The 21,465-nt window shown below is 72.7% G+C and carries 20 protein-coding genes; 14 read left to right on the top strand and 6 right to left on the bottom strand.

From position 1 onward, the window contains the following. Position 1: 1 nt before the first annotated feature. Positions 2-481: a GNAT family N-acetyltransferase gene (locus AMK27_RS31900; protein ID WP_073916140.1), complete on the bottom strand. Its 480-nt coding sequence runs from the start codon at positions 479-481 to the stop codon at positions 2-4. A gap of 50 nt (positions 482-531) precedes the next feature. Between AMK27_RS31900 and AMK27_RS31895 the strand changes: the two genes are divergently transcribed. Further along, positions 532-1,335, top strand: a complete 804-nt coding sequence (locus tag AMK27_RS31895) for an exodeoxyribonuclease III (RefSeq protein ID WP_073916136.1) — start codon at positions 532-534, stop codon at positions 1,333-1,335. Positions 1,336-1,369: 34 nt separating this feature from the next. On the opposite strand, the gene AMK27_RS31890 is transcribed toward AMK27_RS31895, so the two are convergent. Continuing rightward, positions 1,370-2,005 carry a MerR family transcriptional regulator gene (locus AMK27_RS31890; protein WP_073916598.1) on the bottom strand — a complete coding sequence of 212 codons (636 nt, stop codon included), beginning with the start codon at positions 2,003-2,005 and terminating at the stop codon, positions 1,370-1,372. Between the two features lie 308 nt (positions 2,006-2,313). Between AMK27_RS31890 and AMK27_RS31885 the strand changes: the two genes are divergently transcribed. From AMK27_RS31885 to AMK27_RS31865, 5 genes are all read left to right on the top strand, one after another. Beyond that, entirely contained in the window at positions 2,314-3,858 is a 1,545-nt protein-coding gene (locus AMK27_RS31885) for a flavin-containing monooxygenase (protein ID WP_073916133.1), read from the top strand. Then, positions 3,855-4,760, top strand: coding sequence for an alpha/beta fold hydrolase (locus AMK27_RS31880; protein ID WP_073916130.1), 906 nt, complete (start codon positions 3,855-3,857; stop codon positions 4,758-4,760). Before AMK27_RS31885 ends, AMK27_RS31880 begins: the two co-directional genes overlap by 4 nt. Beyond that, on the top strand, positions 4,757-5,647 hold the full coding sequence (locus AMK27_RS31875; RefSeq protein ID WP_073916127.1) for an SDR family oxidoreductase: 891 nt from the start codon (positions 4,757-4,759) through the stop codon (positions 5,645-5,647). The genes AMK27_RS31880 and AMK27_RS31875 overlap by 4 nt, the downstream gene beginning before the upstream one ends. Positions 5,648-5,823: 176 nt before the next feature. Further along, the gene (locus AMK27_RS31870; RefSeq protein ID WP_073916125.1) at positions 5,824-6,009 is read left to right on the top strand and encodes a hypothetical protein; all 186 of its coding nucleotides are present in this window, start codon (positions 5,824-5,826) and stop codon (positions 6,007-6,009) included. Between the two features lie 131 nt (positions 6,010-6,140). Then, on the top strand, positions 6,141-6,647 hold the full coding sequence (locus AMK27_RS31865) for a GNAT family N-acetyltransferase (RefSeq protein ID WP_073916123.1): 507 nt from the start codon (positions 6,141-6,143) through the stop codon (positions 6,645-6,647). Positions 6,648-6,848: 201 nt separating this feature from the next. On the opposite strand, the gene AMK27_RS31860 is transcribed toward AMK27_RS31865, so the two are convergent. Beyond that, positions 6,849-10,277 (bottom strand): S41 family peptidase, encoded by a 3,429-nt coding sequence (locus tag AMK27_RS31860; protein ID WP_073916121.1) that lies wholly within the window; start codon positions 10,275-10,277, stop codon positions 6,849-6,851. 176 nt (positions 10,278-10,453) lie between these two features. Between AMK27_RS31860 and AMK27_RS31855 the strand changes: the two genes are divergently transcribed. Together AMK27_RS31855 and AMK27_RS31850 are read left to right on the top strand one after the other, a co-directional pair. Further along, positions 10,454-11,026 (top strand): TetR/AcrR family transcriptional regulator, encoded by a 573-nt coding sequence (locus tag AMK27_RS31855; protein ID WP_073916118.1) that lies wholly within the window; start codon positions 10,454-10,456, stop codon positions 11,024-11,026. A gap of 111 nt (positions 11,027-11,137) precedes the next feature. Beyond that, positions 11,138-13,324, top strand: coding sequence for an MMPL family transporter (locus AMK27_RS31850; RefSeq protein ID WP_073916116.1), 2,187 nt, complete (start codon positions 11,138-11,140; stop codon positions 13,322-13,324). A 93-nt stretch (positions 13,325-13,417) separates the two neighbouring features. Here the strand turns inward: AMK27_RS31850 and AMK27_RS31845 are convergent, their stop codons facing one another. Next, a complete protein-coding gene (locus AMK27_RS31845) occupies positions 13,418-13,828 on the bottom strand; it encodes an SsgA family sporulation/cell division regulator (protein WP_231074023.1) in 411 nt (136 codons plus the stop codon). 135 nt (positions 13,829-13,963) lie between these two features. On the opposite strand from AMK27_RS31845, the gene AMK27_RS31840 reads away from it, so the two are divergent. The 6 genes from AMK27_RS31840 (at position 13,964) to AMK27_RS31815 (ending at position 19,725) form a co-directional block, all read left to right on the top strand. Continuing rightward, positions 13,964-15,046, top strand: coding sequence for an energy-coupling factor ABC transporter permease (locus AMK27_RS31840; RefSeq protein WP_073916113.1), 1,083 nt, complete (start codon positions 13,964-13,966; stop codon positions 15,044-15,046). Position 15,047: 1 nt separating this feature from the next. After that, positions 15,048-15,809, top strand: coding sequence for a cobalt ECF transporter T component CbiQ (gene cbiQ, locus AMK27_RS31835; protein WP_073916110.1), 762 nt, complete (start codon positions 15,048-15,050; stop codon positions 15,807-15,809). Further along, positions 15,797-16,579 (top strand): energy-coupling factor ABC transporter ATP-binding protein, encoded by a 783-nt coding sequence (locus AMK27_RS31830; protein ID WP_198955970.1) that lies wholly within the window; start codon positions 15,797-15,799, stop codon positions 16,577-16,579. Before cbiQ ends, AMK27_RS31830 begins: the two co-directional genes overlap by 13 nt. Positions 16,580-16,714: 135 nt before the next feature. Beyond that, complete coding sequence (locus tag AMK27_RS31825) at positions 16,715-17,890, top strand: serine hydrolase domain-containing protein (protein ID WP_198955969.1); 1,176 nt, start codon at positions 16,715-16,717, stop codon at positions 17,888-17,890. A 173-nt stretch (positions 17,891-18,063) separates the two neighbouring features. Then, complete coding sequence (locus AMK27_RS44230) at positions 18,064-19,140, top strand: helix-turn-helix domain-containing protein (protein WP_143204893.1); 1,077 nt, start codon at positions 18,064-18,066, stop codon at positions 19,138-19,140. 27 nt (positions 19,141-19,167) lie between these two features. Further along, positions 19,168-19,725: a YbaK/EbsC family protein gene (locus AMK27_RS31815; RefSeq protein WP_241847663.1), complete on the top strand. Its 558-nt coding sequence runs from the start codon at positions 19,168-19,170 to the stop codon at positions 19,723-19,725. A 91-nt stretch (positions 19,726-19,816) separates the two neighbouring features. Here the strand turns inward: AMK27_RS31815 and AMK27_RS31810 are convergent, their stop codons facing one another. Both AMK27_RS31810 and AMK27_RS31805 read right to left on the bottom strand, forming a co-directional pair. After that, positions 19,817-20,434 carry a LysE family translocator gene (locus tag AMK27_RS31810; protein WP_073916102.1) on the bottom strand — a complete coding sequence of 206 codons (618 nt, stop codon included), beginning with the start codon at positions 20,432-20,434 and terminating at the stop codon, positions 19,817-19,819. Positions 20,435-20,538: 104 nt separating this feature from the next. After that, the gene (locus AMK27_RS31805) at positions 20,539-21,276 is read right to left on the bottom strand and encodes a 2OG-Fe dioxygenase family protein (protein WP_073916101.1); all 738 of its coding nucleotides are present in this window, start codon (positions 21,274-21,276) and stop codon (positions 20,539-20,541) included. Positions 21,277-21,465 lie beyond the last annotated feature (189 nt).

The following is a 21,465-nucleotide window of genomic DNA, read 5'->3' as shown; positions in this document are numbered from 1 at the left end:
CTCAGATCAGCGGCTTGGCGAAGCAGCGGCTGTTGTCGTAGTCGCGGTACATGCCGAACTTGGCGCACGGCGCGTAGCCGCTCGACGTGTAGAGGGCTATCGCCTCCGGCTGGGCCGTGCCCGTCTCCAGGACCATGCGGGTGCGGCCGGCCTCGCGGGCGTCGGATTCCAGGGCGGCGAGGATGCGGCGGGCCAGGCCCAGGCCGCGGGCGCCGGGGGTCACGTACATGCGCTTGAGTTCGGCGTCGCCGTTCTCGTAGCCCTCGTCGTTCTTGTCCTGGGTGCGCCAGCCGCCCGTGGCGACAGGGTTGCCCTCGGGGTCGTACGCGAGGAGGTAGAGGCCCCGGGGAGGGACGAACATCCCGGCGTCCAGCGGTGTGGCGTCGCCCTCGTCGCCGTAGCGGACGGCGTACTCCGCCTGGACCGCGTCGTTGAGTGCGACCGCGTGCGGGTGGTCGTAGGGCGTGGGCTGGATGTTCATGCGAAGTATCGTACATGTATGCGGGGCGGGGGTGTCGGTATTCTCCCGGGATGCTCACTGTGACGTCCGTGAATGTCAATGGTCTCCGTGCCGCCGCCAAGAAGGGGTTCGTCGAGTGGCTCGGCGGTACCTCCGCCGATGCCGTCTGCCTGCAGGAGGTGCGCGCCGAGGAGGCGCAGCTGCCGCCGGAGGTGCGGGCGCCCGAGGGGTGGTTCACCGTGCATGCGCCCGCCGCCGCCAAGGGGCGCGCCGGGGTGTCGCTCTACACGCGCCGCGAGCCCGACCGGGTGCGGGTCGGCTTCGGGTCGAGCGAGTTCGACACCAGCGGCCGGTACGTCGAGGCCGATCTGCCCGGCGTCACCGTCGCCAGCCTCTACCTGCCCTCCGGTGAGGCCGGTACCGAGCGCCAGGACGAGAAGTACCGGTTCATGGGCGAGTTCCTGCCGTACCTGAAGGAGCTCCGCGCGCGGTCCGCCGCCGACGGCCGCGAGGTCGTCGTCTGCGGCGACTGGAACATCGCCCACCAGGAGGCCGACCTCAAGAACTGGAAGGCCAACAAGAAGAACGCCGGCTTCCTCCCCGAGGAGCGGGAGTGGTTCGGGCAGGTGCTGGAGGAGGGCGACGGGGGGTACGTGGACGTCGTCCGCGCCCTGCACCCCGAGCAGGAGGGGCCCTACTCCTGGTGGTCCTACCGCGGCCGGGCCTTCGACAACGACAGCGGCTGGCGCATCGACTACCAGATCGCCACTCCCGGGCTCGCCGCCAAGGCCGTCAAGGCGTACGTCGAGCGGGCCGCCACCCATGCCGAGCGCTGGAGCGACCACGCGCCCGTGACCGCCGTCTACGAGCTGTAGGAACGGGAAGAGGCGGCGCGGGAGGCGGGGCGGCTCAGGGGCCGTGCGGCGGGGTCTTCGGGCTCAGGCGGCGGTCGAGCGCCATCGACAGTTCCGCCTCCACCACGCTCTTCGCGAGCGGGCGCAGCCGCCACAGGTCGTCCTCGGCCGCGTGGGTGCGCAGCAGGTCGGTGAAGAGCTCGGCGAGGGCGTCGGCGTGCTCGCGGACGCGGGCGCCGGCCTTGAGAACCTCGGCGAGCGGCACGCCCTCGCGGACGAGCGCGGCGGAGACGTCGAGCAGCCGGCGGCTGATGTGGATGATCTCCTCGCCGTCGGTGACGAGGTAACCGAGGTCCAGGGCGGCGGCGAGGTTCTCCGGGGTGACCTCGCCGGCGAAGTGGTCGGCGAGCTCCTCGGGGGTGAGGCGGACCGGCTCCTCCTCGCTGGGGGCTCCGAGGGCGAGCACCTCGCGGACGTTGCGCCCGCTCTCGAAGGCGGTGGTGAGGTCGGCGATGCCGTTGAGGGTGTGGCCGCGCTCCAGGAGGGCGGCGATCGTGCGCAGCCGGGCCAGGTGCTGCTCGTCGTACCAGGCGATCCGGCCCTCGCGGCGGGGCGGGGGGATCAGGCCGCGCTCGCGGTAGAAGCGCAGGGTGCGCACGGTGATGCTGGCGGCGGCCGCCAGTTCCTCCATGCGGTACTCGCGCGCGCCTTCGGGCTCGTCGCGCACGCCCTCGGGGCCGGGCGTCGCGGGCGTGACCTGGTGCGGGCCGCCGCCCGTGCCGGTCCGCCGGTCCTCGCGTGCACCCTCGTGCGCCACCGTGTCGGGTCCCGATCCTTCGCCGTTCGCTCTGCCTGATCCTTCAGCCACGGACGCCAGCCTATGTTGTACCGCCGGTAACTTTCCCTCGTCCGACCCCTACCGCTCGGTATGGAGCTGCTCTACAGTCCCGACTGTGCCAGTGATTGCTGGCGCGATTGGCCGGGCACGCGGGAGGCGGCATGGCGAAGCACGAGCAGGTACGTGTGGCGGTGATCGGATCGGGATTCGGCGGCCTCGGCGCCGCCGTCCGGCTCCGCCGCGAGGGGATCACCGACTTCGTGGTCCTGGAGCGGGCCGACTCCGTGGGCGGCACCTGGCGGGACAACAGTTACCCCGGGTGCGCCTGCGACGTCCCCTCCCACCTCTACTCCTTCTCCTTCGCGCCCAACCCCGACTGGCCGCGGACCTTCTCCGGACAGCGCCACATCCGCGCCTATCTGGAACACGTCACCGACACCTTCGGCATCCGCCCCCACCTCCGCCTGAACCACGAGGTCGTGCGGATGGAGTGGGACGCCGAGGCGCTCCGCTGGGAGATCGAGACCAGCCAGGGCTCCTTCAGCGCCGAGGTCGTCGTCTCCGCGACCGGCCCGCTCTCCGACCCCAAGATCCCGGACATCCCCGGCATCGCCGACTTCCCCGGCAAGGTCTTCCACTCCGCCCGCTGGGACCACGAGTACGACCTCACCGGCAAGCGCGTCGCCATGATCGGCACCGGCGCCTCCGCCATCCAGATCGTGCCCGCGATCCAGCCGCAGGTCGGGAAGCTGACCCTCTTCCAGCGCACGCCCCCCTGGGTCATGCGCCGCATGGACCGGGCCATCACCGGCCCCGAGCGCTGGCTCCACCGCGCCCTGCCCGTCACCGGCACCCTGCGCCGCGGCCTCCTCTGGGGCATCCGCGAACTCCAGGTCGGCGCCTTCACCAAGCACCCGAACGAACTCGGGCTCGTCGAGAAGCTCGCCAAGGCCAACATCGCCAAGTCCGTCAAGGACCCGGTCCTGCGGGCCAAGCTGACGCCCTCGTACCGCATCGGCTGCAAGCGCATCCTGCTCTCCAGCACGTACTACCCGGCGATCGCCCAGCCCAACGTCGACGTCGTCGCCTCCGGCCTGCGCGAGGTCCGCGGCTCCACCGTGGTCGCCGCCGACGGCACCGAGACCGAGGTCGACGCGATCATCTTCGGCACCGGCTTCCACGTCACCGACATGCCGATCGCCGAGCGGGTCGTCGGCGCCGAGGGCCGGACGCTCGCCGAGACCTGGAAGGGCGGCATGGAGGCGCTGCGCGGCGCCACCGCCGCCGGATTCCCCAACTTCATGACGGTCATCGGCCCCAACACGGGCCTCGGGAACTCCTCGATGATCCTGATGATCGAGTCCCAGCTGAACTACATGGCCGACTACCTGCGCCAGCTGAACGTCCTGGGCGGCCGCGCCGCCCTCGCCGTCCGGCCCTCCGCCGTCGGCGCCTGGAACCGCAAGGTGCAGGCCCGGATGGAGCGGACGGTCTGGAAGGCGGGCGGCTGCGAGAGCTGGTACCTCGACGCCAACGGGCGCAACACCACGCTGTGGCCCGGCACGACCGGCGAGTTCCGGCGCGAGACCCGGCAGGTCGACCTCTCCGAGTACGAGGTCCTCCGCGCCCCCAAGCCCGTGAAGGCCGCCGGGGAGACCGCCGCGAAGTCCCGTACCGCCTCGCGCAGGAAGGAGGCCGCCAAGTGAGCCGCCGCCTGACCTCGCTGACCTCGTCCCGGGAGGTCACCGCCGTCTCCGCCGACGGCGCCCCGATCCACGTCGAGGTGTACGGCCCCGAGGGCGCGCCCGTCGTCGTCCTCGCCCACGGCTGGACCTGCTCGATCGCCTTCTGGGCCGAGCAGATACGGGCCCTCGCCGCCGACCACCGGGTCATCGCCTACGACCAGCGCGGCCACGGCCGGTCCCCGGCCCCCGCCGGGCCCTCCGGATACGCCACCCGGGCGCTCGCCGACGACCTCGAAGCGGTCCTCGCGAGCACCCTCGCCCCCGGCGAGAAGGCCGTCCTCGCCGGGCACTCCATGGGCGGCATGACCCTCATGGCCGCGGCCGACCGGCCGGGCTTCCGTGAGCACGCGGCGGCCGTGCTGCTCTGCTCCACCGGTCCCTCGCGGCTCACCGCGGAGGCCACCGTCGTCCCCGGCCGGCCGAGCGACCGGCGCACCCGGCTGACCCGGGGCGTCCTCGGCGCGAAGGCTCCGCTCGGACCCGTCAACGCGGTCTCGAAGAAGGTCCTCAAGTACGCGACGATGGGCCCCGGTTCGGCGCCCGAGCGGGTCGACGCCTGCGCCCGGATCGTGCACGCCTGCCCGCGCGGGGCCCGCGTCGGCTGGTCCAGGGTCCTCTCCGAGCTCGACCTCGAGGCGGGCCTGCGGGCGCTGGACCTGCCCGTCGCGGTGGTCGTCGGCACCGCCGACCGGCTCACCCCGCCCGTCCACTCCCGCGCCATGGCCGAGGCCCTCCCGCAGTGCGTGGGACTGCTCGAACTGGCGGGGATGGGGCATATGACACCCGTGGAGGCCCCCGAGGCCGTCACCGCGCGGATCCGCGAACTGACCGACACGTACCTGGAAGTGAAGGAGAAGGCATGAGCCGGGTGAGCCTGGAAGGACAGGTCGCGGTCGTCACCGGAGGCGCCCGCGGCGTCGGGGAGCTCCTCGCCCGCAAGCTGTCCGCGCGCGGAGCGAAGATCGCGCTCGTCGGCCTGGAGCCGGAGCAGCTCAAGGAGGTCGCCGGGCGGCTGCACACCGAGGCCGACTGGTGGCACGCCGACGTCACCGACCACGAGGCGATGGCCGTGGTCGCGGCCGAGGTGAAGGAGCGGTTCGGGAAGGTCGACATCGTCGTCGCCAACGCCGGTGTCGCGGCGGGCGGACCCTTCGCGGAGTCCGACCCGGGCGCCTGGCGCCGGGTCATCGAGGTCAACCTGATCGGCGGCGCGGTGACGGGACGGGCGTTCCTGCCGGTCCTCATGGAGTCGCGGGGGTACTTCCTCCAGATCGCCTCGCTCGCCGCGCTGACCCCGGCCCCGATGATGACGGCGTACTGCGCCTCCAAGTCGGGCGTCGAGGCCTTCGCGCACAGCCTGCGCGCCGAGGTCGCCTACAAGGGGGTCAAGGTCGGCGTCGGCTACCTCTCCTGGACCGACACGGACATGGTGCGGGGCGCCGACGAGGACGACGTGATGCGGGAGCTGCGCCAGCGGCTGCCGTGGCCGGCGAACCGCACGTACCCACTCGGCCCGGCCGTCGACCGGATCGTCGCGGGCATCGAGCGGCGCTCCCCGCACGTCTACGCGCAGTGGTGGCTGCGCGGGATGCAGTCGGTCCGCGGCTACCTGCCGGGGATGATCGCGACCGTCGGGCAGCGCGAGATGAAGCGCTTCGAGCCGCGTCTCGGCTCGGTCTCCAAGGGCCTGGTGGGCGCGGGCGGTGCCGCCGACGAGCAGGCGCGGACGGGCGGTTCGGCGGCGCGCTGACGGCGCTCCGGCCGCGCGGCGGGAGGGGACCCCGCCGCGCGGCCGACGGCGGCTCCCCGCGCGGTAGCCGTCCGTAACTGATCGAAATGCGTGGAATGTTCGCTCGTGCAAGGCTGGTCGAGGCCCAGGAGGCGCGTCGCCTCCGTCCCCTCTCACCCGTCTAGGAGTGAACCTTCATGGGCAAGGCAGAACAGTTCAAGGACACGTCGGAGCAGCTGAAGCAGCAGGCCAAGCAGGCCATGGGCAAGGCGAAGGACGAGGCCTCCTCGCGCGCCGCCCAGGGCCGCGGCCGCCCCGACGACGAGACGCGCAGGGCCCAGCAGGAGGCCCAGGACCGTCTCGACCAGGACTACGACGCCTGACACGCGTTCACCGCGTGCCGTGTCGAGCGAGGCGCACCCGGGAGACCGGGTGCGCCTCCGCGTGTGTGCGTGATCACGACGGGCCGAAAAGTCGTACGCACCGGGCGCCGGATCTTCGTACGGTGGCGCCCATGGCCGTACTTGAGCGACTGAGATCCGATCACGCCCCCGCCCTGCTCGCCTTCGAGCGGGAGAACCGGGGGTACTTCGCCGCGTCCGTGCCCGACCGGGGGGACGCGTACTTCACCGAGTTCGAGGAGCGGCACCGGGCGCTGCTCGACGAGCAGGAGGCCGGGGGGATCCACTTCCATGTGCTCGTGGGGGAGGGCGGCGAGGTCCTCGGGCGGTTCAACCTCGTCGACGTCGCCGACGGGGCCGCCGAGCTGGGGTACCGGGTGGCCGAGAGGGCGACCGGGCGGGGCGTGGCGACGGCCGGGGTGCGGGAGGTGTGCCGGCTGGCGCGTGAGGAGTACGGGCTCAGCCGGCTGACCGCCGTCACGACCCTCGACAACGACGGGTCGAGGGTCGTCCTGGGGCGCGTCGGGTTCGGCGCGGTCGGGAGCGTGACGCTGGACGGCCGGGCGGGGACCTCGTACGAACTGGACCTGGCCGACGGGCTGGAGCGGAGCGCCGCCTAGGCGCTCCGCGGGTGGGCCGGGCGCGTCGCCCCGGCGGGACGCGGCCCGCGCGGGCCGGTCCGGCGGGGTGTCACCCCCGCAGGACGTGGCTCCTGCGGGTCGGTCCCTCGGGTGTCACCCCCGCAGGGCGCGGCTCGCGCGGGCCGCGTCCGGTGGGTGTCGGTCCCGCAGGACGTGGCTCCTGCGGGCCGGTCCGGGGTGTCAGTTGTCGGTCTGTGCTCGTGGGGGGAGTTTCGGGCGGGAGCGGTCCGGCAGGTCCACGTACCCCGGGGGGCTCGCCGCCGGGGTCTCCGCGAGGAGGGCGAGGGCCACCTCGACCGCGTCGTCGAGCTGGGCGTGCCGGCCCTCCGCCCAGTCCAGGGGGGTGCGCAGGACGGCGAGGTCCGGTTCGACGCCGTGGTTCTCCAGGGACCAGCCGTACTCGGGGAACCAGGCCGCGTTCATCGGGACCGTGATCTGGGTGCCGTCGCCGAGGCGGTGGCGGCCGGTCATGCCGACGACTCCGCCCCAGGTGCGCTGGCCGACGACGGGCCCCAGGCCGAGCAGCTTGAACGCGGCGGTGATCATGTCGCCGTCGGAGGAGGTGGCCTCGTCGGCCAGCGCGACCACCGGGCCGCGCGGGGCGTTGGAGGCGTACGCGACGGGCTGGGCGTTGCGGGTGAGGTCCCAGCCGAGGATCCTGCGGGTGAGCTTCTCCATGACCAGCTCGCTGATGTTGCCGCCCGCGTTGCCCCGTACGTCGACGATCAGGGCCGGCCGGGAGACCTCCATGCGCAGGTCGCGGTTGAACTGCGCCCAGCCCGATCCGCCCATGTCGGGGATGTGGAGGTAGCCGCAGCGGCCGCCGCTGATGTCGCGCACCACCGCCCGGCGCTTGGCCACCCAGTCCTGGTAGCGCAGTGGACGCTCGTCGATCAGCGGGACGACGGCGACGCGGCGGGCCCGGCCCTCGCCCTCGGCGGGGACGAAGGTGAGCTCGACGGTGGTCCCGCCGGTGCCCGAGAGCAGCGGGTACGGGCCGGTGACCGGGTCCACCGGCCGGCCGTCGACATGGGTGAGGACCGCGCCCTCGCGGATGCCCGTACCGGCGAGCGGGGAGCGGGCCTTGGAGTCGGAGGACTCGCCGGGCAGGATGCGCTTCACCGTCCAGCCGGCCTCGCGGGGCACAAGGTTGGCGCCGAGCAGGCCCATGGGCCGCTGGTAGTGCGGAGGGCCCTCGTTGCGGCGGGCGGGCGTGACATAGGCGTGCGAGGTGCCGAGTTCGCCGAGGACCTCGCGGAGCAGGTCGGCGAACTCGTCGGGGGACGCGACCCGTTCGACGAGCGGCCGGTACTGGTCGAGCACCGCCGTCCAGTCGACCCCGCCCATGTCGGGCTCCCAGAAGTAGGCGCGGACGATCCGGCCCGCCTCGTCGAAGGCCTGCCGCCACTCGGCGCCCGGCTCGACCTCGTGCAGGATGCGCCGCAGGTCCAGGTAGACCGTGGAGTCGCCGTCCCCGGACTCGGTGGCGGGCACGGCCCGCAGGTCGCCCTCGTCGGCGACCACGAGCCGGGTGCCGTCGCCGCTGACCGCGAACCAGTCGAGGTCCTTGGCCAGTTCGCTCTTGCGGGCCTTGGTGATGGAGAAGTGCTCCAGGGTGGGCTTGCCCGAGGTGTCGGTCGGGTTGGCGAAGGTCTCGCCGAGCGCGCCCGAGATGGGCCAGCGCAGCCAGACGAGGCCGCCGCCGCTGACCGGGTGGAGGGCGGAGTACTTGGAGGCGGCGACCGGGAAGGGCGTGACCCGGTCGGGGAGCCCCTCGATCTCGACGGTGACCGTGCCGTCGGTGGTCGTCTCCGCGTCGTCGTCGGCCGGGTCGAGGCCGCCGGCCGCCGGGCGCCCGTCGGGGAGCAGCGCGAACGGCGAGGGCGTCGCGGAGGAGAGGGGCACCAGGTAGGGGCGGCAGCCGAGCGGGAACGACAGGTCGCCGGTGTGCACGTCGTACACCGGGTCGAAGCCCCGCCAGGACAGGAAGGCGAGGTAACGGCCGTCCCGGGTGAAGACGGGGTTCTCGTCCTCGAAGCGCCCGTTGGTGACGTCGACGACGGTACGGGCGCCGGGCCCGGAGATCCGGGCCATCTTGATGGAGCGCAGGGAGCGGCCGATGCCCGGGTGGGACCAGGTGAGCCAGGCGCCGTCGGGGGAGAAGGCCAGGTCGCGGACGGGGCCGTTGACGGACCGGATGAGTTCGGTGACCCCTCCTCGGCCGGGCTCCGTGCCGGAGCCGCCAGTGCTTCCAGTGCTTCCAGAGCCTTCGGTGTCTTCCGTGTCCCCGGAGCCCTCGGACTCCTCGGACTCCTCGGACTCGTCGGTGTCCTCGGTCGTGTCGATGAGGAGCAGCCGGCCGTCGTGGGTGGCGATGGCCAGGCGCTCGCCGTCCGGGTCGGCGATCAGCTCCTCGACCCGGCCGAGGTCGCCGGAGGCGAGGCGGCGGGGCGGCCGGTCGCCGCTGGCGCGCGGCAGGTAGGCGACCTCGACGGCGTCCTCGCCCCCGGCGTCGGTGACGTACGCGACCTGGCCGCCGCTGCCGAGCATCTCGGGGAGCCTGACCCGGACGCCGGGGGTGTCGACGATGGTGCGGGCGGGGCCGTCGCGGTGGGTCAGCCAGTACAGGCTGCCGCGCACGGAGACGGCGCTGGCCCGGCCGGTCTCGTCGACGGAGACGGCGTCGATGTGGTGGGCGGCGGGCACCTGGTAGGGGCGCCGGCCGACGCGCTGGCCGCCGAGCCGCACCTCCAGGCGCCTGGGCCGGGAGCCGGGGGTGAGGGCGTCGACGATCCACAGGTCGCCGGCGCACTGGTAGACGACCCGGTGTCCGTCGCTGGAGGCGTGCCGGGCGTAGAACTCGTCGTGGTCGGTGTGCCGGAGCAGGTCGGTGCCGTCGGGCCGGCAGGAGTAGAGGTTGCCGACGCCCTCGTGGTCGGAGAGGAACGCGACCCGGCCGTCGACCGCCATCGGGCAGTCGAGGTGGCCGCCGATGTCGGGGAGCAGCCGCTCGCCGTGCAGCCAGAGGCGGCCGGTGGCGCCGCCGAGGTAGCGCTTCCAGGCGGCCGGCTCGTGGGGCGGCTTTCCGGTGAGCAGGAGGGTGCGGTGGGTGCCGGCGGGCTGCTCGCCGTGCCCGGGGGCGTCCGGGGCCGTGGTGACGGCGATGTCGGAGACCGGGCCCCAGGGGAGGCGGCCGCCGGGGGAGCCGTCGGTGGGGACGTTGTAGGCCCACGAGTAGTAGGAGAAGGGCTGCCCGTGCGAGGAGACGGCGAGGATGTCCGAGCGCCCGTCCCTGTCGGGGGGTGTCCAGCCGCAGACGCGGGTGTCGGTCGAGCCCCAGTAGGTGAGCCGTCGGGCGGCCCCGCCGTCGATGGGGACGAGATGGATCTCTGGGTCGAGGCTGCGCCAGTTCGTGTACGCGATCTGCCGGCCGTCCGGAGAGAAGCGCGGGTGGCCGACCCGCGTCCGGTCGACGGTGAGCCGCCAGGCCCGGCCGGGGCGGTGGCCCGCGGGGACGAGGGGGGCGATCCAGAGATCGTCCTCGGCGGCGAAGCACAGCAGGTCGTCGTGGAGGTGCGGAAAACGGAGATACGCGACGTCGTCACTCACCTCCTCATGCTTTCCAAGCGAGGGGGGTGCGGCAACTCGTACGTGCTTGCGGGCGTCTTCACGGGCGTGGTGCGGCTCCGGTGTGGTCCAGGACACGTACGAAACGGTTTCGTTTCGTTCAGGGCGGGGGTATCTTCGTACTGTACGAAACCGTTTCGTTCGACAGGAGTCCGGTCATGGCCCGCAGCAGGCTCACCCCAGAGCGTGAGTCCGAGCTGTACGGAGCCGTGCTCGACCTCCTCCGAGAGGTCGGCTACGACGCCCTCACCATGGACGCCGTCGCCGCCCGCACCCACTCCAGCAAGGCCACCCTCTACCGCCAGTGGGGGAGCAAGCCCGAGCTGGTCGCCCGGGCGCTGCGCGACAACAAGCCGGCCGATCTCTCGCAGATCGACACCGGCACGCTGCGCGGCGACTTCCAGGAACTCGTCGACCGGTCCGACGACTGTCAGATGGAGAGGGACTCCGCGCTGATGCGGGGTCTGGCCCATGCCGTCCACACCAACCCCGACCTGCACCGGGCGCTGCGCGAGCTGCTCATCGAACCCGAGATGAACGGCCTCGAGGAAGTGCTGCGCCGAGCGGTCCGCAGGGGCGAGGTCGACGCCGGCAACCCGGCGCTGAAGCTCGTCCCGCACATGCTGATCGGTGCGTTCATCGCCCGTCCGCTGATCGACGACCAGCCGGTCGACCACGCCTTCCTCAAGACCTATGTCAACGCCGTGGTGCTCCCCTCACTCGGCGTCTAGAGCCCCCCCCCCACCGCAGCACCCGCAGTACCGCACCCCCTGACGACGCACCGCTCCGCCGTCGGGCCGGCTCCCCATGCCCTGTCCCACCCCACACTGGGAGACGCCCCCGTGGCCACGTTCCTGTACAAGTTGGGCCGTTCCGCCTTCCGGCGCCGACGGCTCGTCGCCCTCCTCTGGGTGGCCCTCCTGGCGGTCGCCGGGATCGGCGCCGCCACCGCACCCGTCGCGACCTCCAGCTCCTTCTCCATCCCCGGCACCGAGGCCCAGCGCGCCTTCGACCTGCTCGAAGAGCGCTTCCCGGGCGCCGGAGCCGACGGAGCCACCGCCCGTGTCGTCTTCCAGGCCCCCGAGGGCCAGAAGATGACCGACCCGGCGCACAAGGCCGTCGTCGAGGAGACCGTCGCCGCCCTGAAGTCCGGCTCGGACCAGATCGTCTCGGTCACCGACCCGTACACCGGGAAGGCCGTCTCCCAGAACGGCTCCACCGCCTATGTCTCCGTCGCCTACAAGGTCAACGCGATGGAGCTCACCGACGAGACGCGCGAGGCGCTGACCCAGGCCGGGCACAACGCGCAGGGCAAGGGGCTGACCGTCGAGGTCGGCGGTGACGCCCTGCAGACCATGCCGGAGACCGGCTCCGGCGAGATCGTCGGCGTCGTCATCGCCGGCATCGTCCTGGTCCTGACCTTCGGCTCGCTCGTCGCGGCCGGACTCCCGCTGCTCACGGCGATCATCGGCGTCGGCATCGGCGTCTCCTCGATCACCGCGCTCGCGAACGTGCTCGACCTCGGCTCCACCACCTCCACCCTCGCGATGATGATCGGCCTCGCCGTCGGCATCGACTACGCGCTCTTCATCGTCTCCCGCTACCGCGCGGAGCTGGCGGACGGCCGCGAGAAGGAGGACGCCGCGGGCCGCGCCGTCGGCACGGCGGGCTCCGCCGTCGTCTTCGCCGGACTCACCGTCGTCATCGCCCTGGTCGGCCTGGCCGTCGTCAACATCCCGATGCTGACGAAGATGGGCTTCGCCGCCGCCGGCACGGTCGTGATCGCCGTACTGATCGCGCTCACCCTGATCCCCGCCATGCTCGGCTTCGCCGGCGACAAGGTCATCGGCCGCAAGCAGCGCAAGGCCGCGAAGGCCGAGGCCGGTGCCGACAGCGCGAAGAGCCGGAAGCCGAACGGCGGCACCCGCTGGGCCCGCTTCGTCATCCGCCGCCCCGTCATGGTGCTGCTGATCGGCGTCCTCGGCCTGGGCGCGATCGCGCTGCCCGCCGCCTCCCTGGAGATGGGCCTCCCGGACGACGGCGTCAAGCCGACCTCCACCACCGAGCGCCGGGCCTACGACGCCCTCTCGGACGGCTTCGGCCCCGGCTTCAACGGCCCGCTGCTCGTCGTCGTGGACGGCGACAAGGCGACCGCCGACCGGACGGTCTCCACCATCAAGGGCCTCGAAGGCTGGGCCGCCGTCACCCCGGCGACCCCGAACAAGGCCGGCGACGCCGCGATGATCACCGTGGTCCCGAAGGACCGCCCGTCCTCCGGCGCCACCGAGACCCTCGTCCACGACATCCGGAACGCCACCGGCGACGACGTCCTCGTCACCGGCGCCACCGCGATGAACATCGACTTCTCGCAGAAGATGAACGACGCCCTGGTGCCGTACCTGGCCCTCGTCGTCGGCCTGGCCTTCCTGCTCCTGACCGTGGTCTTCCGCTCGATCCTCGTCCCGCTGAAGGCGGCCCTCGGCTTCCTGCTCTCGGTGGTCGCCGCGCTCGGCGCCGTCGTCGCGGTCTTCCAGTGGGGCTGGCTCGGCAGCCTCTTCGGGGTCGAGCAGACCGGCCCGATCATGTCGATGATGCCGATCTTCATGGTGGGTGTCGTCTTCGGTCTCGCGATGGACTACGAGGTCTTCCTCGTCACCCGGATGCGCGAGGCGTACGTCCACGGGGAGCGGCCCGGCGAGGCGATCGTGACCGGCTTCAAGCACAGCGCCCGGGTGGTCACCGCCGCCGCGGTGATCATGATTGCGGTCTTCTCCGGCTTCATCGGCATGACGGACCAGATGATCAAGATGATCGGCTTCGGCCTGGCCGTCGCGGTCCTCTTCGACGCCTTCGTGGTCCGCATGGCGATCGTCCCGGCCGTCCTCGCACTGCTCGGCCACAAGGCCTGGTGGCTGCCGAAGTGGCTGGACCGGATCCTGCCGAACGTGGACGTGGAGGGCGAGGGTCTCGCCAAGGACGCGCCCGCGGACGGGGCGTCCGGCTCGCAGCCGGACCTCGTGAAGGTCTGATGCCCGCCGCCCGGGCCACCGCTCGATCCACCGCCTGATCCACCGCCTGATCCCGGGGCCCGGTCCCCGGGGTCACGGCACCCCCGTACGCCGTCAGCTCGTCGTCATCGACGGGCCGGCGGCGTACGTGTGCTTCAGGAACCGGGTCAGCGCCGTCGTGTCGAACTGGACGACCGTCACCATCCCGTCGTCCTTGTGCAGCTCGACGACCGTCTGGACGCGGCCGCAGGGCCAGACGCCTATGTCGCCGCGGCGGGTCGGGGCGCGCAGGCCGGTCTCCAGGAGGACGCGGGGGAAGGACCACTCGACGTCGCCGGGGAAGACGAAGCGGACGGTCGCGGGCGAGAAGCCGGGGTCGTAGCGGAGGTCGACGGGGACGGGGCGGGAGAGAGGGGCGTCGCTGATGATGCGTCCCCTCGCGTGGTCCTCGACCGCGAGGTCGGTGTCGCGGTCGACGGGGCGGGCGGCTTCGTGGTCGAGTGCGCGATCGTCTGCGGCAGCCATCGGGGGCTCCTCACCGTTTGTCCTCTTATCGACTAATGTCCCACTCCTTCCCGGCAGGCGCACGACCCATGCGCCGCTGTTCTGTGACCTGCGCGCTCTTGCAAGTGCTTTGCAGGAGCACTCATCATTCAGGGCGTGCATGTACCTGACGGATTCATCAACGCCCCCGTATCGATCGCCGCCGGTGTCGTCGCCGCCGGCGCCGTCGCCGTGAGCCTGCGCGGGGCGCGGCGGGAACTCGCGGGCACCTCCCGTGCCGGAGGCCACGGAGGAGAGCGGACCGCGCCGCTCGCCGGACTCGTCGCCGCCTTCATCTTCGCCGTCCAGATGCTGAACTTCCCGGTCGCGGCCGGGACCAGCGGACACCTCCTCGGCGGCGCGCTCGCGGCGATCCTCGTCGGGCCGTGGACCGGCGTCCTCTGCATCGCCGTCGTCCTGCTCATGCAGGGCATCCTCTTCGCCGACGGCGGCCTCACCGCGCTCGGCGTGAACATCACGGTCATGGGCGTCGTCACCGTCGTCGTCGCGTACGGGCTCTTCCGCGGCCTCGTCCTGCTGCTGCCCCGCACCCGCGCCTCGGTGACCGCGGCCTCCTTCGTGGCCGCGCTCGTCTCCGTCCCGGCCGCGGCCGCCGCCTTCACCGCCCTCTACGCGGTCGGCGGCACCACCGACGTCCCGGTCTCCAAGGTCCTCACCGCCATGGTCGGCGTCCACGTCCTGATCGGCGTCGGCGAGGCCTTCATCACCATGCTGACCGTCGGCGCGGTCATCGCCGTCCGCCCCGACCTGGTCTACGGCGCCCGCGGCCTGACCGCCCCGCTCAAGCTGCGCGTCGGCGGCGAGCTGGTCGACGCGGCCCCGGCCGCCGCCCCCGCCGCCGCCCCCGCCGGCTCCCCGAAGAAGCTGTGGATCGGAGGTGTCGTCACCGCGCTCGTCCTGGCCGGCTTCGTCTCCTTCTACGCCTCCGCGAGCCCCGACGGCCTGGAGAAGGTCGCCGCCGACAAGGGCATCGACAGCAAGGTCGAGGACCACGCGGCCGCCGACTCCCCGCTCGCCGACTACGGCGTCAAGGGCATCGAGACGGCCCGCCTCTCGGGCGGTCTGGCCGGTGTGATCGGCGTGGGCGCGACCCTCGCCGTCGGCACGGGGGCGTTCTGGGTCGTCCGCCGCCGCCGTGCGCACGACGAACCCGGCACGCACGCGGAAACGACTGCCTGAGATGGGGGCGGGGCACACCCACAAGCTCTACCGGCACGCGCACTCGCCGGTCCACGAGCTGCCCCCGCACACCAAGCTGGCCGCGGTCCTCGGCTTCGTGGTGGCCGTCGTCTCGACGCCCCGCGAGGCCGTCTGGGCCTTCGCCCTCTACGCCCTGCTCCTCGGGGCCGTGGCGGCGAAGGCCCGCGTCCCGGCCGGCTTCCTGCTGAAGCGGCTGCTCATCGAGGTGCCGTTCGTCGCGTTCGCGCTGCTCATGCCCTTCGTGGTGCCCGGCGAGCAGACCACCGTCCTCGGGATCCCGCTGAGCGTCCCCGGCCTGTGGGGCGCCTGGAACGTCCTCGCCAAGGGCACCCTCGGCGTCGCCGCCTCCGTGCTCCTCGCCTCCACCACCGAACTGCGCGCCCTGCTCCTCGGCCTCCAGCGGCTGAAGCTGCCCCCGCTGCTCGTCCAGATCGCCTCGTTCATGATCCGGTACGGCGACGTCATCACCGACGAGATGCGCCGGATGTCCGTCGCCCGCCGCTCGCGCGGCTTCGAGGCGCGGGGCGTCCGCCACTGGGGCGTCCTCGCCAAGTCGGCCGGCGCGCTCTTCATCCGCTCGTACGAGCGCGGGGAGCGGGTCCACCTCGCCATGGTCAGCCGCGGCTACACCGGCACCATGCCGGTCATCGACGAGGTGACCGCGACCCGGGCCCAGTGGGCCTACGCGGCGGCCCTCCCGCTCACCGCACTTCTGATCTGCCTCCTGGGATGGACCCTATGACCGCCCCCTCGACGCCCGTCCCCCCGACGACGCCCCCCTCGCTCGACGTACGGGGCCTGGCCTACGCCTACCCCGACGGCCACCAGGCCCTCTTCGGCGTCGACCTCACCGTCGGGCGCGGCGAGCGGGTCGCCCTCCTCGGCCCCAACGGCGCCGGCAAGACCACCCTCGTCCTCCACCTCAACGGCATCCTCACCGGCGGCGCGGGCACCGTCGCCGTCGCCGGGCTGCCGGTCGGCCCGGCGCACATGGCCGAGATCCGGCGCAAGGTCGGCATCGTCTTCCAGGACCCCGACGACCAGCTGTTCATGCCGACCGTCCGGGAGGACGTGGCCTTCGGACCGGCGGCGGCCGGCCTCCGCGGCGCCGAGCTGGAGGCCGTCGTACGGAAGGCCCTCGACCGGGTCGGGATGGCCGCGTACGCCGACCGGCCGCCGCACCACCTGTCGTTCGGGCAGCGCCGCCGGGTCGCCGTCGCCACGGTCCTCGCCATGGAGCCGGAGATTCTCGTCCTCGACGAGCCGTCGTCCAACCTGGACCCGGCCTCGCGCCGCGAGCTCGCCGACATCCTCCGCTCGCTCGACGTCACCGTCCTCATGGTCACCCACGACCTGCCGTACGCCCTGGAGCTCTGCCCGCGCGCGGTGATCCTCAGCGAGGGCGTCATCGCGGCCGACGGGCGGACCGGCGACATCCTCGCCGACGAGGAGCTGATGGCCGGGCACCGCCTGGAGCTGCCGTTCGGCTTCGTCCCGGGCTCGGTGGCCTGAGGCTTCCGGCGTCCCGGGCTCGGTGGCCCGAGGCCTCCGGTGTCCCCGGCCCGGTGGCCCGAGGCCCCCGGAATCCGCCCCTCACCCGCCGCGTTGCACCATGGAGAGTCGGATCGGCGAGTGAGGAGTGGGGACGTGGACGTCCAGGGCACGGTGGCGGCGGGCTGGGAGCCGGTCAGGGACGCGTTCCTGCGCAACTTCGCGCAGCGGGGCGAGCGCGGCGCGGCCGTCGCCGTCCACCGCGACGGCGAGCAGGTCGTCGACCTGTGGGCGGGCGCGAAGGACGTCGACGGCACGGAGCCGTGGACGGCCGACACCGCGCAGGTCGTCCGCTCGGCCACCAAGGGCGTCGCCGCCGCCGTCCCCCTGCTCCTGCACCAGCGCGGACTGCTCGACCTGGACGCCCCGGTCGCCACGTACTGGCCCGAGTTCAAGGCGGCGGGCAAGGACGCCGTGACCGTCCGGCAGCTGCTCGCGCACCGCGCCGGCGTCCCCGTCCTGGACCGGCCGCTCACCCTCGCCGAGGCCGTCGACCTGGAGACCGCGAGCCGCGCGATAGCCGCCCAGACCCCCGTCTGGGAGCCCGGCACGGCCCACGGCTACCACGCCCACACCTTCAGCTGGCTGCTCTCCGGCCTGGTCCACCGGGTCACCGGCCGCACCATCGGCCGCTGGGTCGCCGAGGAGATCACCGCCCCCCTCGGCCTCGACCTGTGGATCGGGCTCCCCGACGCGGAGGCCCACCGGGTCGGCCGGCTCGGCCCCGTCGAGGAGATCGACCCCCCGGGCAGCGGCGCCCTCAAGCTCCGCCCCAAGCGGTCCGTCACCGAGGCCTACCAGGACCCGGCCTCGCTCACCCGGCGCGCCTTCGGGGTCATCGACCCCAAGCCCGACGAGAACGACCCGGTCTACCGGGCCGCCGAACTGCCCGGCTCCGCCGGGGTGGCGACCGCCCGCGCCCTCTCCCGCTTCTACGCGGCCACCCTCGGCCCCGTGGACGGCGCCGGGCGCCTCTTCACCCCCGACACCCTCACGCTCGCCCGGACCGAGCAGTCGGCCGGCGCCGACCGGGTGCTGCTGGTCGGCACCCGCTTCGGCCTCGGCCACATGCTGCACGGCCCGGCGTCCCCGCTCCTCGGCCCGTCGTCGTACGGCCACCCGGGCCGCGGCGGCTCCCTCGGCTTCGCCGACCCCGACGCCGGTGTCGCCTTCGGGTACGTGACGAACGGCATGCGCAAGACGGTGACGGCGGACCCGCGCGCGCAGGCGCTGGTGAGAGCCGTCGGATCGGTGGTGCGCGGCGCGGTGTGAACCGCTCGCGGCCGCACCGGCGTTCATGATCCCCCCGACCTGACATTCCTCCGGGCGCGACCTGACATTCTGCCCTTCCGGGGCACGGACGGGTGATCATTCGAGCGCTAGCGTGTGGCCGCTCCACCGCTCGGTGGACCAGGCGCACGGGGGCGCATGTGATCGAGATTCCGTTGACGACGTCCGCACACGGGACCCACGCCGGAGCCCTCCGGATCGCCGACAGCCGGCTGTGGGAGACCTTCGGCAGCATCGGACTGCTGTCCACCTACCGGGGGCTCGCACCCTGGCCGTACACCGCCTGGGGCCGGGCGGCCCGGCGTTCGCTGATGCGGGCCGACGTGACCCTCCCGGGGTGGCTCGTCCACCTGTTCCGGGCCGGCGGCGGCACCCTGCCGTCGTTCCTGCTGCCCGTCCCGTCCTCGGCCCGGCCGCCGGATCCGGCCGAGGAGATCGCGCTGCTCCGCGCGGTGCCCCCGGCCCGGGTGCGGGAGGAGCTGGAGCGGTGGTTCCCGCAGGGCGTCCCCGTCGAGGTGCGCCCGCTGTACGCGGATCCCGCGGCGCGGATCGCCGACCTGTGCGCCTTCCTCCCGCGCTACGCGCGCGCCGCCCTCGCCCCGTACGAGGCGTCCCTGCGGACCGTCACGGACGACGACATCCTGCTCCGGGCCCGGGTGCTCGCCACCCAGGGGCCCGACCGCCTCCTCGGCACCCTGAACGGGGCCGTGTCGCGCCGCGGCGACGTCCTGCGGCTGCACACCGGACCGCCGGGCAGGATCGCGGTGAGGGCGGACGTCTCCCGCATCGTCCTCGTACCCCTGGTGTTCGGCCGGGGGGCCTCGCTCCTGGGCTTCGCCCCGAACGGGGTGGCGGCCGTGTCGTACCAGGCCGAGGGGGCCGCCGTCCTGGCGTGCGAGAACCGGGCCGGGCGGCGGGCCGGCGGGCGGGCCGACGAGGAGGGCGACGAACCCGCGCGCGGCGACCGGCTCGAGATCCTGCTCGGCCGCAGCCGGGCCGGGGTGGTCCGCGGCCTGGTCGCACCGACCACGACCTCGGATCTGGCGGCGACCCTCGGCCTCGCGCCGAGCACCGTCTCCGAGCACCTCACGTCCCTGGTGGCGGCGGGCGTGGTGCGCCGGCGCCGGGCGGGCGTCCGGGTGCTGTACGAACTGGACGCCTCGGGTGTCGCGCTGCTCAGGCACCTGGACAACCGGCGTAGGGTCAACGCGCCGTCGTACGAAACCACTTGAACCATGCCGTACCGAGGAGGAACCCCCATGACCGCCGACGCCGTGACCGATGCCGTGACCGATGCAGAGATCGCGACCGCGACCGAGACCGACGCGACGCCCGACCACGGGACGTACGAGAAGCTGCTCGCCCTGCTGGACGAGCGCGGCGCCGCCTACCGGGTGATCGAGCACGCCCCCGAGGGCGGCACCGAGGCCGTCAGCGCGCTGCGCGGACACACGCTCGCCGAGGCGGCCAAGTGCATCATCGCCATGGTGAAGATCGGCAAGAAGGAGAAGCGCTTCGCGCTGGTCGTCGTCCCCGGCGACCGGCGGATCGACCTGAACGCGGTGAAGGCGCTGTACGGCGGCACGTACGTCTCCTTCGCGTCGCCGGAGATCGCGGAGGACCTCGCGGGTTCGCCGAGCGGCACGATCCTGCCGTTCGCCTTCGACGAGCGGCTCGAACTCCTCGTGGACCCCGCTCTGCTGACGCACGGGGAGTTCTACTTCAACGCCGCGCGCCTCGACCGCTCGATCGCCCTGTCGTCGGAGGACTACCGGGCGATCGCGGAGCCGCGGGTGGAGCGGGTCTCGACGGACTGACCCGCGGGAGGCGGCGCGTCGACGGACCGACCCGCGGGAGGCGGGGCGTCGACGGTCTGACGCGCGGGAGGCGGTGCGTCGACCGGGCGGGTCAGGCCATGGCGGGCGTCAGCGCCAGCAGCATGCCCAGTCCGACCAGCACGGCCCCGATGACCTTGTTGAGCACGGTCTGCCGCTGCAACAGCCGGGACCGCAGGGCCTGGTTGGAGAAGAGGACCGCGGCCAGGCCGAACCAGACCAGGTGGGCGAAGGACATGAAGAGCCCGTAGCCGACCTGCTGGAAGACGGGGGTGTCGGCGCTGACGACCTGCGTGTACGTGCTCAGCACGAACAGCATCGTCTTCGGGTTGAGCGCGTTCGTCAGAAAGCCGGTGCGGAGCGCCCCGGCCTTCGAGAGGCCACCGTCCTCCGACAGGTCGATGTCCACCTGGGCCTTGGTGACGAACGTCTTGTAGCCGATGTACACCAGATAGGCGGCGCCGATGAGTTTCATCGCCGTGAAAAGCATCGGCGTCCGGGAGACCAGAAGTCCGACACCCAGCATGGTGTAGGTGACGTGGACGAGAACACCGAGTGCAATTCCGACGGCCGCGAGAACGCCGGCGGTCCTTCCGTACAGATAACTGTTGCGGACGGTCATCGCGAAATCCGCGCCGGGGCTGATGACAGCCAGAATGGTGATGACCGCCACGGCGATGAGCTGACCCATGTTCCCGACTTCCCGCCTTCTCGCTCACGTACTCAATCGAGGGGTGAGCGGGCGGGAGGGCCCGGGTCCGCGCGGAACCCGCCCCCTCCCACCCGCCCCTGACTTCAGGGCTTGTGACGGTAGGTGATGACCAGCACGTCGCGCGAGGCCGGGGCGGCCGGATCGATCTGCTCGATCGGCGAGACGCCGTGGTAGACCCGCTCGTCGTTGACGAGGGCCACGTCGAGCGGGTCGGTCAGGGAGAACTTCTCGACCGGCTGCTTGTCCAGGTTGAAGACGGTGCTCTCGCCGCCGGTGGCGTTCGCACGGCCGACCATCGCCATCAGGACGAACGTGACACCGTCGCGGTGCACGCCCTCCGGGGTGGGCAGGCCGACCTCCTCGCCGTTGACCTCGATGCGGAACTGGTGGGCCTCGATGTGCCAGCCCGAGTACGGGGCGAGGCGGCCGAAGATGTCGCAGCCGAGGGTGAGCAGGCTGTCCATGGTCCGGCCGCGCAGGATCTGGTCCTCGAACGGCTCGTAGTGCCGGGCCACGCCGCCGTTGAGGGTGTTGTAGTCGAGCCCCTGGTAGTGCGGCTGGTGCGCCTCGACGCGGTAGTCGTTGCTCGCGCGGGGCGCGCTCAGGGTGGCGTGCCGGCGGCGGCGGTAGCGTCCGCCGTCCGCCATGTAGCTGTCGAGCGGCATCCGCGACCAGCTGTCGCGGAACGCCTCCAGGTCGTCGACGGCGGTCTCGGAGCGCTGGAGGAGAAGCTGCTTCACCTTCTCGCCCGAGATCAGGTCGTAGCTCCGGGAGGAAAGGGACTCCGCGATTTCCTCGACACCGGACTGATACGTGGACATGGTTTTCCCCCTGATGAAAGCGTGGTCGGCGGCGAAGTAGATCGTGGTATTCGCGCCAGGGGTGTGTCAAAGCCTTTCGGCTCTGGCCGAATTGCCGTATCTCGGCTTTCTCCGTGCTTATGGGCGGGGGTAATTGATGAACGGGATGTTACGGGGGGCTGGCGCCGCCCGGAGCCGGGTGCTGAGATC

The organism is Streptomyces sp. CB02009 (assembly GCF_001905825.1).
Classification (GTDB): Bacteria; Actinomycetota; Actinomycetes; order Streptomycetales; family Streptomycetaceae; genus Streptomyces.
This window is presented reverse-complemented; position numbering and strand designations above follow the sequence as displayed.